This is a genomic window from Paraburkholderia sp. CNPSo 3274 (assembly GCF_024206475.1).
Classification (GTDB): domain Bacteria; phylum Pseudomonadota; class Gammaproteobacteria; order Burkholderiales; family Burkholderiaceae; genus Paraburkholderia.
On record NZ_JAMBPR010000030.1, the window covers coordinates 47,698 to 63,209 of the forward strand.

General features: G+C 63.4%; 10 protein-coding genes and 2 pseudogenes. 6 read left to right on the forward strand and 6 right to left on the reverse strand.

Translation table 11 applies throughout. The features are described 5' to 3' along the window. The first annotated feature begins 69 nt into the window (after nt 1–69). Nucleotides 70–795 (forward strand): FadR/GntR family transcriptional regulator, encoded by a 726-nt coding sequence (locus M3I54_RS21035; RefSeq protein WP_254339441.1) that lies wholly within the window; start codon nt 70–72, stop codon nt 793–795. A gap of 251 nt (nt 796–1,046) precedes the next feature. Here M3I54_RS21035 and M3I54_RS45365 read toward each other — a convergent pair whose 3' ends face one another. From M3I54_RS45365 to M3I54_RS21050, 4 genes and pseudogenes are all read right to left on the reverse strand, one after another. Beyond that, the gene (locus tag M3I54_RS45365; protein ID WP_375542177.1) at nt 1,047–1,166 is read right to left on the reverse strand and encodes an ATP-binding protein; all 120 of its coding nucleotides are present in this window, start codon (nt 1,164–1,166) and stop codon (nt 1,047–1,049) included. Nucleotides 1,167–1,385: 219 nt separating this feature from the next. Continuing rightward, nucleotides 1,386–2,570 (reverse strand): endo-1,4-beta-xylanase, encoded by a 1,185-nt coding sequence (locus tag M3I54_RS21040; protein WP_254339442.1) that lies wholly within the window; start codon nt 2,568–2,570, stop codon nt 1,386–1,388. Between the two features lie 361 nt (nt 2,571–2,931). Continuing rightward, a pseudogene (locus M3I54_RS21045) lies at nt 2,932–3,321 on the reverse strand (succinylglutamate desuccinylase/aspartoacylase family protein); the annotation flags it as partial. A gap of 54 nt (nt 3,322–3,375) precedes the next feature. Then, a complete protein-coding gene (locus M3I54_RS21050; protein ID WP_254339443.1) occupies nt 3,376–3,630 on the reverse strand; it encodes a hypothetical protein in 255 nt (84 codons plus the stop codon). A gap of 570 nt (nt 3,631–4,200) precedes the next feature. On the opposite strand from M3I54_RS21050, the gene M3I54_RS21055 reads away from it, so the two are divergent. Beyond that, entirely contained in the window at nt 4,201–4,383 is a 183-nt protein-coding gene (locus M3I54_RS21055; RefSeq protein ID WP_254339444.1) for a hypothetical protein, read from the forward strand. Between the two features lie 520 nt (nt 4,384–4,903). Further along, entirely contained in the window at nt 4,904–7,051 is a 2,148-nt protein-coding gene (locus M3I54_RS21060; protein WP_254339445.1) for a molybdopterin-dependent oxidoreductase, read from the forward strand. A 230-nt stretch (nt 7,052–7,281) separates the two neighbouring features. Here M3I54_RS21060 and M3I54_RS45370 read toward each other — a convergent pair. Together M3I54_RS45370 and M3I54_RS21080 are read right to left on the reverse strand one after the other, a co-directional pair. Beyond that, a pseudogene (locus M3I54_RS45370) lies at nt 7,282–9,416 on the reverse strand (Tn3 family transposase); the annotation flags it as partial. Nucleotides 9,417–9,450: 34 nt separating this feature from the next. After that, on the reverse strand, nt 9,451–10,395 hold the full coding sequence (locus M3I54_RS21080; RefSeq protein WP_254339449.1) for a DNA-binding protein: 945 nt from the start codon (nt 10,393–10,395) through the stop codon (nt 9,451–9,453). Between the two features lie 177 nt (nt 10,396–10,572). Here M3I54_RS21080 and M3I54_RS21085 point away from each other — a divergent pair, with 177 nt between their 5' ends. The 3 genes from M3I54_RS21085 to M3I54_RS21095 all read left to right on the forward strand — a co-directional run bounded on the left by M3I54_RS21085 (nt 10,573) and on the right by M3I54_RS21095 (nt 15,507). Then, nucleotides 10,573–11,751 carry a tyrosine-type recombinase/integrase gene (locus M3I54_RS21085; RefSeq protein WP_254339451.1) on the forward strand — a complete coding sequence of 393 codons (1,179 nt, stop codon included), beginning with the start codon at nt 10,573–10,575 and terminating at the stop codon, nt 11,749–11,751. Nucleotides 11,752–11,827: 76 nt separating this feature from the next. Next, on the forward strand, nt 11,828–15,178 hold the full coding sequence (locus M3I54_RS21090) for a DEAD/DEAH box helicase (protein WP_254339453.1): 3,351 nt from the start codon (nt 11,828–11,830) through the stop codon (nt 15,176–15,178). Nucleotides 15,179–15,210: 32 nt separating this feature from the next. Beyond that, nucleotides 15,211–15,507, forward strand: coding sequence for a hypothetical protein (locus tag M3I54_RS21095; protein ID WP_254339455.1), 297 nt, complete (start codon nt 15,211–15,213; stop codon nt 15,505–15,507). Nucleotides 15,508–15,512 lie beyond the last annotated feature (5 nt).

Consider the following 15,512-nt stretch of genomic DNA (forward strand, 5'->3'; position numbering starts at 1 on the left):
CTTCAGCCGAAATGCTAGACTCTATAGGCCGTTCAACTTGTCGGCAGCTGGCAGGCACCGAACCTCATCGTGAAATCAACAGAACCCAAGCGGCTTTACCAATCCATCGCTACCCAGATCCTCACATTGATTCGCCAGGGTGAATTCCCGGCGGGGGGGCGTCTACCACCAGAGCGGGAACTAGCCATCAAGCTCGGCGTCTCGCGGCCCTCGTTACGTGAGGCGCTTATTGCACTGGAGATCGGTGGCAAGGTCGAGATCCGTGTCGGATCCGGCGTCTATGTGCGTGAGACAGGTATCGATGATGAGAGCGCGGTGGGATCACTTGGCGATAGTCCGTCCGAACTCATGCAGGCGCGCGCTGCAATCGAAGGCAGCGTAACGGTGCTCGCCGCAGCGCGCATGACCGCGGCCACACTCGATCGCCTGCGCCGCTCAATCGAGCGGATGCGCAAACTTTCGGCTGCGGGCAAATCTCCTGTCGAAGCGGACCGGCAATTCCACATGCTGATCGCGGAGGCTGCGGGGAACTCCGTGCTCAGTCGCTTTGTGGGCGAGTTGTTCGACAGCCGCCACGATCCAATCGCGGCCGCCATGCGCGGTCACACAGAAAGCCCTCAAACCTGGACCGAAGCGGTACGTGAACATGAAGAGGTCCTGAGGGCCTTGCAGGCTGGCGATCCTATCGCGGCGCAGACAGCGATGCGTGCTCATCTCAAGGCTTCCGAGGAGCGATGGATAAGCGGTGCGCTGAAAAAAGGTTCAGATACAGGGCAAGCAAGTGAAAATACATAGCGGGTCTCGGTACTCGCGAATTCGCTCGACTTCACGCTGAAGATCCTCTGCATTAAGGGATCCTGCGCAATGCCGTCGGCACCTGACCGCCACGAGTGCCCCTATCGCTTGTCTCGCTGTGCTCACTGCCAGGTAGGTCCGTGCGGTTGCGCCTGCTTCTAGGGAAGTAATCCCGCCAAACTCGATGTTGTGAGCGGCGGTCACAATTTCACGCGAAACGGGCGGTTTGAAACTCACGGCACTAAGCAGCATCAAGCGGAGAGTTCGGGGTCGCACTGGTCTTTCATGCGATAGCTCCTGCCTTCGATCACGACGGTCTTGGCATGATGCATGACGCGATCGTACAGCGCAGAGGTCAATGATTGAACCATTGGCCTCTTACGGTCTGACGCGCAAATGTCGGTTCGCAAAGCGATGTCAGCAGGTGTTTGATTTGAAAGGCAACTTATGCAGGGCCACAAGACGGGCCCGCGCTAGACCTGGATGCGCCTAACCGGAAACATGCGCGAAAATCAAAGGCACACCCCGCAGACCGACTTCGGGCGCGGCGGCTGGCTCAAGCGGATCGCGTCAAGGCGTGATGAATAGCCTTACGGCTGCCACGACGAATCGGCTATTGCCCAGAACGCGGCTTTCGGTTTCAGGTTCGCGTCGAATAGCAGCGGCAGATTGGTACGCGGCACCGGTATCGAGCTCAGCCACGTGTGCTTGTCCGAATAGCCCCAGAAGGTGACGGCCTTGATGCTTGGCTCGTGCTCGAACAGATCGAACACCGCGCGATACCGCTGCGCCTGCGCACGCATCACGTCGTTCGGCACCGGCTGGCCGAGATCGGGCAAACATGCAGGCGGATGGCTCCAGCATGTACCCGGGTCGCTGTAGAGACTGACATCGAATTCCGTCACCTGGTTTTCGAGTCCGAGGGCGGCGACGTCGTCGAAAGCCTGCTTCATATGTTGCAGCGGCGGCCAGTTGATGCTGATATGCATTTGATGCCCGACGCCATCGATCGGCACGCCCTGAGCACGCAAATCGCGTATCACGGAGAGCAGCTTCGCGCGCTTGGCCGCGTCGTCCGTGCTGTACTCGTTGATATAGAGCTTGACGTCAGGGTCGGCCGCACGCGCGGCGCGGAACGCAATTGCAATGTAGTCCTTGCCGAGCGCGCGATACCACGGGCTGTCTTCGCGATAGACCTGATGCGGGTCGTCGCTGATGACTTCGTTCACGACGTCCCATGCATAAACCTTGCCGCGAAAATGCGTGACGACATCGGTCACATAGCGTTGGAGCCGTGCCGCGACGATATCGTGGTAATGCGGATCTTTGGCGTCGCCTGTAAAGAACCAGTCCGGCGCCTCGGTCCATTCGCCGCTCCTGTAATGCCACACCAGCGTGTGCCCACGCACGGCTAGGCCATGCGCCTGCGCGAACGCCACGATCTGGTCGGCCGGCGCGAAGTTGTACTCACCTGCGGCCGCGCCTATCGTGCCCGGTTTCATTTTGTTCTCGGCGGTAAGGCTCGAGAACTGGACGGCCAGCAGCGCGGCGTCGGCGGGACTGTCGATGGAATCGGGTTCAATTGCCGCGCCTACCTTGAAATGCGCGGCCATCACGCTTTTCAGTTGCGGCACTGCCTGCGTGGGAGCGGCTGCGAGCGGCAATCCATCGCGGGTGGCAGCCGTTTGGTTGTGCGCGCAACCTGAGATCGACGCAATCATGAGCAATGTGACGCCTGCGTACAGTGCACGCACGGCGATCCCAGATGGACGCATTCCCGTCTCCTTATAGTGGTGTGCCTGGCCAGAAAGCATGTTTGCGTACCATGCTACGTTACCGGTAACGTAGTGGGATGTTAAACACCGGACTTCAAGGTTGCCATGCGGGGTTTACCTGACGCACGCGAGGTGCAGCGGCGGCCTTTGACGAGAGAACGTATGAGGAGGCGGGGAGAGGCCGGGCCGAGAGACCAAAGAGTCATCCCATCCCGGCTGTGAGAGGCCAAACAATGGTTTATTTTTCTGACCGTCGCAATTGATCTCACCGTCCATGGGCGAGCCACCTGATGTCTACGGACGTGACGCCCGCGACCGAAGCCGCGGTTCGTTCGGCTAGTGTCCCGAGTTATCAATTCATGTGCTCGATGTAGTCAGCGATGATTTCGGTCGGTGTGCCTTGCGGGTTGCCAGGAAAGCTGCGGTTCAGATTGCCCCCGTCAAGGGGCGACGTGCGCAGTCCCGCTTCGGCTGCGGGGAAGTTTGCCATCGGCAAATAGATGATCTGTCCGCGCACCCATTGCGGCTCGATTTCACGGAGCAATTGCGAAACGAGGATTTGCCCTTCGTACTCGTCGCCATGATTGCCGGCCATGAGCAGCACGACCGGGCCGGTGCCGTTGCGCACGGAACCGATGGGTATCGGAATCCAGCCATACGCCGAGCGATGAACGGAATGCGGAAGTCGCAGATAGCCGACATGACGGCCTTGCGCTTCGAGATCGATTTCACTGCGAATTGGATTGACCAGGTGTAAGGCTCCGTGGCGCGTGGACGAATGGAAGTTATGGCGGCGGCGACGACTTCACTCCGCGGAGGGCGGCAGATCCCGTCGGCCGTCAAGGAGCACCCTTACACACGGTCGCGCTGGGCTCGCGCTTTCGTGAAAGATGTCGTCGAGGTATTGCAACAATTCATCCGCCGCGACGAAGGCTGGGATCTGGATGTCGGCTCGGCGGCGCTTGCCTTCCTCGCCAATATCAAAGACGGTCCATACCTCGGCATTGCGTGCGACTGCGATAGTCCGGCCAAAAACGTTGAAGCGATATTCCTCGGGCATGGGGAAATCTACCTCCAAAAGCAACTGCGTTCGCCGGATTCCCCGCGGCCAGCTCACGGCACCTTCCGCGCGATCAAGCAGCACACGGCGCAGGCGAGTCGGCGGGGTCCTCGCGGCAGCGGGGGCGTTTGTAGGATGCAGCAGACGCGTCGAGCCTGCCAGCATAGGAAACACAACCGAGATAGGGAACCAAGAATCGCTCAGAACGTAAGAAGCGGAATAAATATTCTCGCGTTTCTCATTGGACGTCGTCTGCGCAGTCGTCAAACTCGCTCGCGAGTTCGTTCAGACATGACCGACAGCTCGCCGCCCCGGACGCAGCGCAAAAGGACATCCGGGGCTGCGACCTGCCGTAGCGCTCGCATGAATCGCCAGGGGTTGTTGGCGGAGCGCCTTCTGCGTCGGCTCGCCTCCCGCGGGAGCCAGATAGGCGGTGGAGGCGGTAGCGCTAAATTGCCTTGTCATCCGCCATAGTGTCGATCAGGCGATCGACGCCGCTGCGCGCATCTTTTGGGAGCATGGCTATCACGCGACGCCTGTCGGGTCTCCGGAAACCGGATCCTCGGTCCGATGAACGGCGTGCTGTTCATGGATGTGGTACCGATCACCGCATTCGTCGTGTCCGCGCTGACTGGAGTAGTACCGATGTCGATCCAGATCGGGGGGGCAACATTGACTGCCGTCGCGCTATTCATGAACAACGTGTATTTGCGCCACCGCTCGTTGAGGATAGCGGCGTCGGCTGCAGCATGATGGCGCAGCCTCCACGATGCACATGGCGACGGCAGCAAGGATCCATGGCGTATTTAGCTGGCACTGCGCCTGGAGCAGCGTCGGCGGCCCTGTCGGGCAGCCGTCGGCCATGAAGCGCTGCTCGCACTTTATCGACAGGTGTCGCGTTAGGCGCCGCAAACGGTCATTTGACCGACGCGCATTCGATCAAATTTGCATGGCTGGGGGAGCGGGCGCGTTATGAGCGCTAATAGAGACCCGTCGGGTCGTGGGACGGGCCGTCGCGAGGCCCGATGTCCCCGCCGGGGCGCGGCGTGCCGGACTTGCGGGCAACGGCGCTCGCAACAAGTCGTCAAGCTATTTGCCACAAATATGAACGTCGTTTATCATCGCGAATGCGCGGTGACAGTCTGGCGGCGATGTAACGCATAGTCATTTGCAGGTACTCTGTCATCTCACAGGTATCCGGCTCGGCTATAGCCTTTGCGCCAAAAGCTGTGTGGTGACAAGGTGTAGGGCCACAGTACAGGAGGAGCTCGCCGTGCCACGGGAAGCTGTCACCGCCTGCCGCATCTGCGCCGGCAACTGTTCACTGCGCTTGACCCTCGACGACGTCGGACGCGTCGTTGCTGCGCGCGGCGACCGCGACAATCCGCTCACGCGCGGCTACGCCTGCATAAAGGGCGCGTATCTGCATGAGGCGCATAACAGCGCGGAGCGGCTCCTGCACCCGCTGAAACGGCAGCGCGATGGCAGCTTCGTGCAGATGCCGCTTGACGCGATGCTGGCCGAGATCGCGGCGCAACTTGAGGCACTGATCGAGCGCCACGGCGCCGATGCGGTCGCAGCCTTTCGCGGCACCATGAACTACTCTAACCTCGCCGCCAATCATATGTTGCCCGCCTTCCTGGCGGCGCTCGGTTCGAATTCGTTTTTCTCTACAATGACCATCGACCAGTCGGCCAAATGGGTGGCATTTGAGCGACTGGGCGGCTGGGCTGCCGGCAAAGATCCGTACGCGCTCGCCGACGCGCTATTGTTCGTCGGCACCAATCCGCTGGTGTCGCTATCCACATTCAACTTTGCATTGCAGAATCCGGTCAAGCAGCTCCACGAAGCGAAGGAGCGCGGCCTGAAGCTGGTGGTGATCGATCCACGAGAGACAGAGACCGCCCGCCATGCCGATGTCTTCCTGCAGGTGTTGCCGGGCGAGGACCCGACCGTCCTCGCTGGCCTGCTGCGCATCATTCTGTGTCGGGGCTGGCACGATGCTGAATTCTGCGCGCGCTACGTCAAGGATCTGCGACGACTGGCGCGCGCGGTCGAGCTGTTTACGCCCGAATACGTCGCCCAGCGCGCCGGCGTAAGCGTCGAAGGGCTAGAAGCCGCCGCTGCAGCCTTCGCGGAACCCGTCCGGGCGGCCGGCGGCCTGCGCCGCAAGCGTGGCTCGGCCGCGTCGGGAACCGGGCCCAATATGGCGCCGCACTCCAATCTGGCCGAACATCTGGTCGAATGCCTCAACGTCGTGTGTGGCCGCTTCGCTCGCCCCGGCGACCCTGTACCGAATCCCGGCGTGGTCGCCCCGCGCTACCAGCGCCGCGCCGAAGTGATTCCGCCACGCCGTTCCTGGGAATCCGGCTGGAAGAGCCGTGTCGGCGGTCATGGCATCCTGTTCGGCGAGAAGATGAGCGGCACGCTGGCCCAGGAAATCACTACGCCTGGCGCCGGCCAGATCCGTGCGTTGTTGGTCGACGGCGGCAATCCAGTCGATGCCGTGCCTGACCAGCGTCGCATCGCCGATGCGCTGCGTCAATTGCAACTACTGGTATGCATCGAGCCATTCATGACTAACACTGCGCGGCTCGCGCATTATGTGATTCCACCGAAGCTGATGTTCGAGCGCGCCGACCTGCATTCGCGCGACTACGAGTCCTACATCATGTTGCAGCCTTACGCACAATACTCGGCCGCCGTAGCGATGCCGCCGGAGGGATCCGAAGTCGTGGACGACTGGTTCGTGTTCTGGGATCTGGCGCGGCGCCTGGGCAAGACCGTCATATTCGACGACGTTCCGCTCGATATGCGCGCAGCTCCGACCACCGACGAGCTGCTTGCGACCCTGGTTCGCCACGGCTCGATTTCATTTGACGAACTGAAGCTAAACCCACATGGGAAAATCTACGAGGTCGAACCGATGATCGTGCAGCCCGGCGGGCCAGCTAATACCGCGCGCTTTGACGTGATGCCGGACGACGTCGAGCGCGAACTGGGGGGCATACTGAACGAAGCGGGGGCGCCACCGGGGTTCACGCATCGCCTGGCGGTGCGGCGCGTGCGCGACGTGCAGAACACCATGTACCACCACCTGCCCGCCATACGCCGACGCATGCAGTTCAATCCGGCCTTTGTGCATCCCGATGAGCTGGCTGCTCACGGACTGACCGAAGGACAGTGCGTGGCCATTGTTTCGCCGCACGGCCGCATTCGCGCTATCGTCAAAGCCGACCCCGCACTGCGTCGAGGCGTCGTGTCCATTCCGCACGGCTGGGGACCGATGCCCGACGAGGAGCCCGAAACCTACGCCGGCGCCAATCCAAACCAGTTGCTCAGCACGGCGGTTGGCCTTGATCCGATCAACGCCATGCCAGTAATGAGCGCGGTGCCTGTACGAATCGAAGCTGCAGACTGAATCGCAAGAGAGAACCCACCGTTCGGATCGAACGGTTTATTTCGAGCACGACGATTGATTCGGTGCCTCGAAAGTTATGTCGGTACAGAAGGCGGTGGCGTCAAGCTCGAGCAGCAAGTCGTACTCACCGAGAACGGCTGCGCCTCCTTGACCGGTTGCGCCGTCGAGACCGATTGGCAGTGGCCCGCGGCGTGCGGCATTCAGGGCCGCACTTCGCGCTCGTTACGGCGTGAATGGCGAGCCTGGAAGGTATCGAACTGGGTCTCGAAGCGCTGGCCATCACTGCTTGAATGAATCTGGTCGCCGATGTTGAAGAGGTAAAAGGCGGGCAGCCCCGCAGTCGCATTGCTGATCGCGTCATTGGCCGAGTGCACCGTTTCAACGCGAAGATAGTTGCGTGAGCAACTCACAAGCGAAGCGTAGCTCAGCCCCGAGATTTCGGCCATCTTGCGCAGACCCATGTGGGTGCCCATTGCGATGATGCAGGCGAGGAGCTCGCGTCGATCGGCCTCATGCCTGACATACCGGTCAAGCACATGCGTGAATGCCTTGAGAAAGCCAGTGCGGCTGGCGACAAACCAGAGCAGCCGCGCGATGTCGATGCAGGGAATCTGGCCGTAGAAGGCGTGATTGATGTTTTCGTCGGGTTCCGGATAGACCAGGTTCAGGCGCGGCTTGCCGCCCCGGTGCCGCACCTTGATACAGGGATCGTCGCCTTCGTCGATGTGGTGGTTCACGCGCTCGAGGAGACATTCGATTTCATCGTGCAGCCCGGCAAGCGTCTGCTCGACGGGCGCGAACAGGACCGGCAGGTTGAGCTCCCCGAGAATGGCGTCCTTGTGCTGCTAGCGCGCATCGCTTATCAGGTCGTCTTCGAGGCGACGAAATTCGTTGCTATCGTGGCAGAAGACGTCGCCTGCTTCAAGGGCGTTGCGTACCAGGCGGTAGACGAGAAATTCGTAGCGGTCGATGTCGAGTTGCTTCGCCTTGCCGGGCCCGGGGCGATAGAGATGAGATTTCAGCGCTTTCGGTATGAACGCCGTCGGAAAGGACGAGGGGTTGCGCTGCCGAAGCGGCGTGCCCCTTCGCAGGCACGCCTGCAGGAAGGCGACCGCGTCGAGCAGTGGTGTGTCTTCGACGCGGCCGGCTACGGTCAGCCCGGCAAACAGATGCCGCAGATTGCGTTTGATCGCATGTGAGAGCGCCGTATAGTGCGACCACTCGAAGCCTGCCCTGTCGAAGGTGATGTTGCGCATGTACTGCGAAACGGTCTCGATGAGTTCGGGAGCGAGCATCGCGAAAGCGCTCGTGCGCACACTGGCGAAGGGCGTGTAGTACGGGATCGTCCCGTCGACAAACAGATGGAGGACTTCGCCTGCGGCCTTCACGTGCGTGCCTGCTTCGGTGAGCGCGTTTTGCGCTGCCTCGCTGGCCGCCTGCCTGGCAGTCTGCTCGTAGTCGTTGACGAGACGGATGAAGGCCTCGATCAGGCGGTCGTTGACCTGACGGAAACGGTGGAAAGCGAAGCACAGCAGGTACAGACGCGCGACGCCGGAATTCATGCGGCGCAGTTTGTAGACCGTGTAGAACGTGACGAGCGAAGCGTAGTAGCGGATGCTGTCTGCAGAGATCCCGGCCGTCTCGAGAAATCGACTCGCGAAGACGTAGAGCGGTGCGAAGAAGATTCGACGTCCGGATTCCTGTTTAGTTCCCTGTAGCTGAAGTCCTTCGGTTCGTGCTTCAGAAGCGTGACCTGATACATCGAGTCGTCGGCGTCGAGCTGCTGCGCGATGGATTTTATGAGGGTGCGTTCAAGTAGCGCCGAGACGCGCTGGCGCTCCGCGGCGACCACCCGGCCGGTCATGTCCTGCAGATACGAGTAGGCCGGTGCGACGATGCGTTCGTGCTTCCGATACTGCAGGCATTCGCGCAGGATGAAACCGGGCTGCGTCGAAAGCCTCGCGAGGCGCTGCGCCCGCTTTTCAAGATCGGCCTTCGCGGTGCCCTCGCACATCCTGAAACCGAACAGATCGAGGATGCTTTGCTGTAACGCGCGGCGCGTGGGTGCCGATGGTATTGCCACGGTGGTCCGGTCCGCGTCGGGGAAATGCCGCGCGGGGATGTAGCGCAGATCATCGGCTATGGCCGGTGGATCGCAGGTAAAGAACTGGAATCTGGCCTTGAAGTAACCGAGTTGCAGGACAAGATGGAGCGCGACCGGGAGCGTGCGTGCCCGGACGAGCTGCTGCTCGGCGTTGCCGAGTTCGAAGTAGGTATGCCGGTCTTCGTCGGTAAAGCGCGGCAACGCATACAGTTCATCGATTTCGGCGCGGGTAAGGATCGAGAGGCGGTGCGAGGCGGCCATGAGATTCTTTGTTCCTGAACGCGCGCCGGGAGGATCAGGGTTTCGCCTTGCCTTGCCGTGCGCCGGCCGACTGGGGGCGGCCCTTGAGCTGCCCTTGCAGCGAAGCGACCTGCTGCGCGAGCGTGTCGCGATCGCGCCGTAACTCGCGTGCCTCATCGATGACGCTCGCGAGCTGCTTTTCGTGGCGATCGGCCAGGCGCCGCTGCTCGGCCGCTTCGGCCGCAAGCCGCTGGACCTCGCCGGCGAGCTGCTCGTTACGCTGGTGCACCCTGTCGAGCGCGGTTTCCGCGCGCCGCTGTGCGCCGCGTGCCTCTTCGGTTTGCAGCAGGACGTGCTTCTGCACGCTTTCGAGCCGCGAGGCCGCCTGATCGATCTGTGCCCGCAAGGCGGCCTCACGCCCGGCGTGCTCTGCGCGCTGGGCCTCGAGTTCGCGCGCATGCGTGGCCTGCGCCGTGCGCAGCGCCTCGCCAGACTGCACGCGTGCGGCGTCGCGCTCGGCTGCGACAGCCTGCGCTGTCTGGAGTGCTGCCTCGCGTTCGGCCTGGGACCGGGCAAGCCCGGCGGCAGCCGCCGCGAGCCGTGTCTCGCGCTCCTCGAGTTGCGTACGCAGCGTTTGTACCTGTGCTTCGAGCGCCGCCAGGGTCGTGCCCAGCGATTCGGCGCGGGCGGTGGACTCCACGGCTTCACGCTCGAGTTCCTCGCCGCGCGCGGCGAACACCTGCTCGCCATGTTCGACAGCGAGCGCCCAGAGCGAGCGCATCGCGTCGGCCACGGACGCGGGCAACGCTGCGGCCAGCGCGTCATTGCGGGCCTGCTCGTCCTTCCAGAGTTTCAGCTCGTCGTTGATCGTGGTGCGGCTGCCCTGTCGGATCTCGGCATAGATGAGGTCGACGGTGAGCTCATGCGGGCGCCGGCCGGCGGCGACGAGGCGTGCAGCAGCTTCGCGGGTGCGAAGGCGGGTGTCGCTGATGCGGCTCATAGGCGGGTATTGGCGTGAAAGTGGTCGAGGAAGTCGGGTTTCGTGGCCGAGTATAACTGTATATCTATGTATTTCGTTATACACATAATGATCAGCGCTGGAAATTTATGATAAGGCCAATAATCGAAAGTATTTCCGGTGTACGCTCCCCCATCGCCTTTTCAAAACGCGTCAGCCATGAACCTGCCCGCCACAGCCCCTGAGGCGATCCTGCCGCTCGCCCTGCCTGCCGCCCTCGACGGCCGTGACGGCACCAACCGGGCACACGGCGTCCACCGGCAGATCGCCGCCGACACGGACGTTGAGGCCGTGCGCCTGTGGCTCGCGGAATACGCGGGCTCGCCGCACACGCTGCGCAGCTATCGCAAGGAAGCCGTGCGCCTCCTCGTGTGGGCCACCCGGACCCTTGGCAAGCCGCTCTCGAGCCTCACGCGTGAGGATTTCCTGCTCTATGAACGGTTTCTGGCCGATCCCGCTGCAGACTGGGCCGATCCGGCGCTCCCACGCCGCGGGGGCACCCGGCGCCTGTTTGACGGACCGCTCTCGGAGCGCAGCCAGCGGCAGGCCCTCGGCATCCTCTGCGGCCTGCTCAATTACCTGGTCGCCGCCGGCTATCTCGCCGGCAACCCGCTGGCGCTGCGCCGCTCACGCCCAACGTCCACTGCTCGCACGCGCCGCATCGAGCGCTACCTCGATCACGCGCTCTGGCAGAGCGTGCTCGACTCGGTGGAGCGCTGGCCCCGCGACACGCCGCGCGAATGCCAGCACTACGAGCGCAGCCGCTGGCTGGTGCGGCTGCTGTATCACACGGCCCTGCGCGCCAGCGAGGCCGCTCACGCGAAGGCGGCCGACTTCTTCCAGCGGCGCGGGCGCTGGTGGTTGCATGTGGTCGGCAAGGGCGGCACCGAGGGAGAGGTGCCCGTGAGCGACACGTTGATGACCGAGTTCGCGCGCTACCGCACGTTCTGCGGCCTGCCGCCGGCGCCAGCGCCCGATGAGATCTCCCCGGCGGTGATGAGCATCGCCGGTGATCCCGGGCGGCATCTGACGCCGTCCGCAATCTACCTGATCGCAAAGGAAGTATTCCTGCGCGCGGCCGACGCGCTCGCTGCGGCCGACCCGGTCGGCGCGGCAACCCTGCGGCGCGCCTCCACGCACTGGCTGCGCCACTCGGCAGCCTCGCACCAGGCCGACGCCGGCACCGACATCCGCTTTATCCAGAGAAACCTGCGGCACGCCTCGATCGAGACAACGGGGCTTTACCTGCACGCGGAGGACGACCGCCGGCACGCGCAGACCACTGATGCGCACACCCCAACAAATTCCGCCGCCCAACCGGATGACGTGCCCGCGTAAAATACGCAGCGCTTCAGCCTGCAGCCAGGCAGGCCTGCAAGCGCCTCGAAGTACGACTGATCAGGATCTCCCGCCGATGGCCATCCAGTACGACCGGAAACAGATCACCGCATGGCTGGACGCCTACACGGTCGCGAAGGCGCGCGACTATGTGCAGGCTGTCTCGGATTTACGGTGGCAGGGTGACGATATCCTTGTCGGCAAGGTACAGGGCACCCGCTCGCGGCCCTACAACGTACGGGTCTGGTTCAACGCCCCCGAGGACGACCTGTGGATCGAGAGTGAATGCTCCTGCCCGGTCGGCGGCCACTGCAAGCACGTCGCCGCGCTCCTGTTCGCGGGCCTGACCCATGTTCCCCGGCAGGCCATCACCGGAGTGCGCCCCGAACTGGTGAGCTGGCTCGAAGGTTTCCGGGCCCGGAATCTGGACACATCTGCCGCTGGCAAGCGGGCGAGCCCCCGGGCCTCGCATGCGCTTGCCTACGTGATCACCGGCGCGTACGAGGGCTATCCGCAGATCGTGATCTACAAGTCACGCGTGAGCACCGACGGCACGATCCGCTCGCTCGATGACGCGTGGTACAACATCGAGAAAGCGCTCGTCAAGCCACCGAAATTTGTGAGTGAAGACGATCTGCCGATCCTGCGCGGCCTGTGGCTTGGGCGCTCGCGTGACTCCTTTGGCGGCCAGTTCTCCCTGCAGGGCACCACGGGCGCAGCCCTGCTCGAAAAACTCGTTGCCACCGGCCGCGTCTTTGCTTTTCCCGCGGCCAGCACCATGGATTACGCAGAACCCTGCGCGCTGCAGGGCGGTCCGGCCCGCCCGGGGCACCTTGCCTGGCAGAAACTGCCCGACATGCGGGTGCGTCCCGTGCTGCAAACCGAGCCAGCCGCCCCCGCGCTCATCACGACCACGCAGCCCTGCTGGTATCTGGACGCGCAGGCGGGCGTTGCCGGTCCCGTCGAGCTGGCCGGGCCCGCCCGGAATATCGCGGACGTGCTCTCGATGCCCGCCATCACCCTCGACGAGGCGCCTCTTGTGGGTAACGTGCTGCGCGAAGTGGCCCCCGGCCTGCCGCTGCCGCCCGCGAATGACCAGTCGCGCGTGCGCATGATCGGCTGCGCGCCGGTCCCGGTGCTCGTGCTCGATACGTTGCCAACCTGGAACATGAACTGGGCGTCGACAAAGGCACAGGATGCGCTCGATTTCGCGACCGTGAGCTTTGACTACGACGGCGAACGCATTCCAGCCAGGGGCGAGACGGCGCTCATCCGTCTCGGTGCGAACGGTGAGGTCATGCAGATCCAGCGCGATGCAGTTGGTGAGAAGCGCCGGCTGACAGAGTTGCAGCGCGTCGGCCTGCGTGCCATTCCACCCAGCCAGGCCCATGGCGCGAGACCGTTTCCGCAGGGCATGCTCGAACCCGCCCAGGAGACCGGCTGGTCCGGCTTCATGACGTATGCACTACCCGCGCTTCGCGAGAAGGGCTGGCAGGTCGAGATGACGCCGGAATTCCGCCACAACGTAATCGAGATCGACGCGATCGAGGGCAGCCTGCGGCAGACCGACGAAGGCTGGTTCGACGTCGAGATGGGCATTACGGTCAACGGCGAGATGGTACGCCTTGAGCCTCTCCTGGCCAGCCTTTTTGCGCGGGACGGGCGCTGGCTCTCCGGGCAGCTTGAGAGCATTGCCGACGATGAGGCGGTGGAGCTGAGGTCGCCACGCAACGAGCGGTTGCGCCTGCCGGCCGGGCGCCTGAAACCGGTCGTACGTGTCCTGGTCGATCTGCTCGAGCACGTTGGCAGCGGCATGCAGATTCCAGAGTGGGATGCCGCACGCCTGGCGGCGCTCGACGATACCGGCCGCTGGCAGTTTCATGGCAACGAGTCGGTCCGTCAGCTCGCGCAGAGCCTGGTGGCCGGACCCGGCGTCACCGAGGTGTCCGTGCCGCAGGGACTGAAGGCCGACCTGCGAGGTTATCAGCGTCAGGGGCTCGCCTGGATGCAGTTCCTGCGCGAACACAACCTCTCCGGCGTGCTGGCCGACGACATGGGCCTGGGCAAGACGGTGCAGACGCTCGCGCACATTCTCGCCGAAAAGGAGGCCGGCCGGCTCGGACAGCCCGCGCTGATTGTCGTGCCCACCACGCTCGTACACAACTGGTGTGACGAGGCGCAACGCTTCGCGCCCGCGCTGCGCGTGCTGAACCTGCATGGCGCGCAACGCCACGCGCGTTTCGAGGAGATCGCGGAGCATGACCTCGTGCTCACGACCTATGCACTCGCCTGGCGTGACGAGGACGTCCTTGTGCAGCACGAGTACCACCTGCTGATTTTGGACGAGGCCCAGTACGTCAAGAACGCGGCCACCAGGGCCGCCGCGACCATTCGCGCCCTGCGGGCAAGACACCGCCTGTGCCTGACCGGCACGCCGCTGGAGAATCACCTGGGCGAACTGTGGGCGCAGTTCGACTTCCTGCTCCCCGGGTTTCTGGGCTCGCGCGACGATTTCACGCGGCGCTGGCGCACCCCGATCGAAAAAGGCGGCGATGCGGTGCGACGTGAACTGCTCGCGCGCCGCCTGCGCCCCTTCATGCTGCGCCGGCGCAAGGACGAAGTGGCCACTGAACTGCCGCCGAAGACCACCATCGTACGCACGGTCGAGCTTGAAGGTGCACAGCGCGACCTGTACGAGACCGTGCGGGCCACAATGCAGAAGAAGGTGCGCGATGCGATCGCCGTCAATGGTCTGGCGCGCAGCCATCTGATCGTGCTCGACGCGCTGCTCAAGCTCCGGCAGGTCTGCTGCGATCCAGGATTGCTCAAGACCACGCAGGCGGCTCGCGTGAAGGAATCCGCCAAGCTTGCGCTGCTGCTCGAGATGGTGCCTGAACTCATCGAGGAAGGTCGCCGCATCCTGCTCTTCTCGCAGTTCACCAGCATGCTCGATCTTATCGCTTCCGCGCTCGACAGGGCCGGGATTCCCTACGTTGTCCTGACCGGCGAGACGGTCGATCGGGCGGCCCCGGTCGGCCGCTTCCAGCAGGGCGAGGTGCCGCTCTTCCTCATCAGCCTGAAGGCTGGAGGCGTGGGTCTGAACCTGACCGCAGCCGACACCGTCATCCACTACGATCCGTGGTGGAATCCGGCCGTGGAAAACCAGGCCACCGATCGCGCGCACCGGCTTGGGCAGGACAAGCCCGTGTTTGTCTACAAGCTGATTACCGCTGGCAGCGTGGAGGAAAAAATCGTCGCCCTCCAGGAAAAGAAGGCTGCGCTGGCCAACGCGATCCTCTCCGACGATGCCGCCAGTACCGTCAAGTTCTCAGCCGATGATCTGGAGGCGCTGTTCGAACCCATTCCTGGCGTACCGGCGCGCGCACCGGCCGCTCAACGTCGCTCGCGTACCCGGACCGGAACATAGCGAGCATAGTCACCTTCAACATCCCCGTCTCCATGAGCCAGCTCTCTCTCGATAACCTTCGGCGGGCGCCCAGCGGCGAACTGTATCGCCTCTACCTGATCATCGGCAAAATGCTCGACGATCCCCAGCGCACCCTGCAGGTGCGGCAGAGCCTGCGCCTGGGCACGACCGTCGGCTATGTGGCGGACGACCCATTCGGCGCAGCGCGTCAGGGGCGAGTGGTCGAACTGCGCGCGACCCAGGACGTCATCGAGGACCTGAATTCGCGCCAGAGATGGGCCCTTCGTTATGCCGCCATCGTACCGGATGGTTCGTACCCCGAAGCGTAACCAGA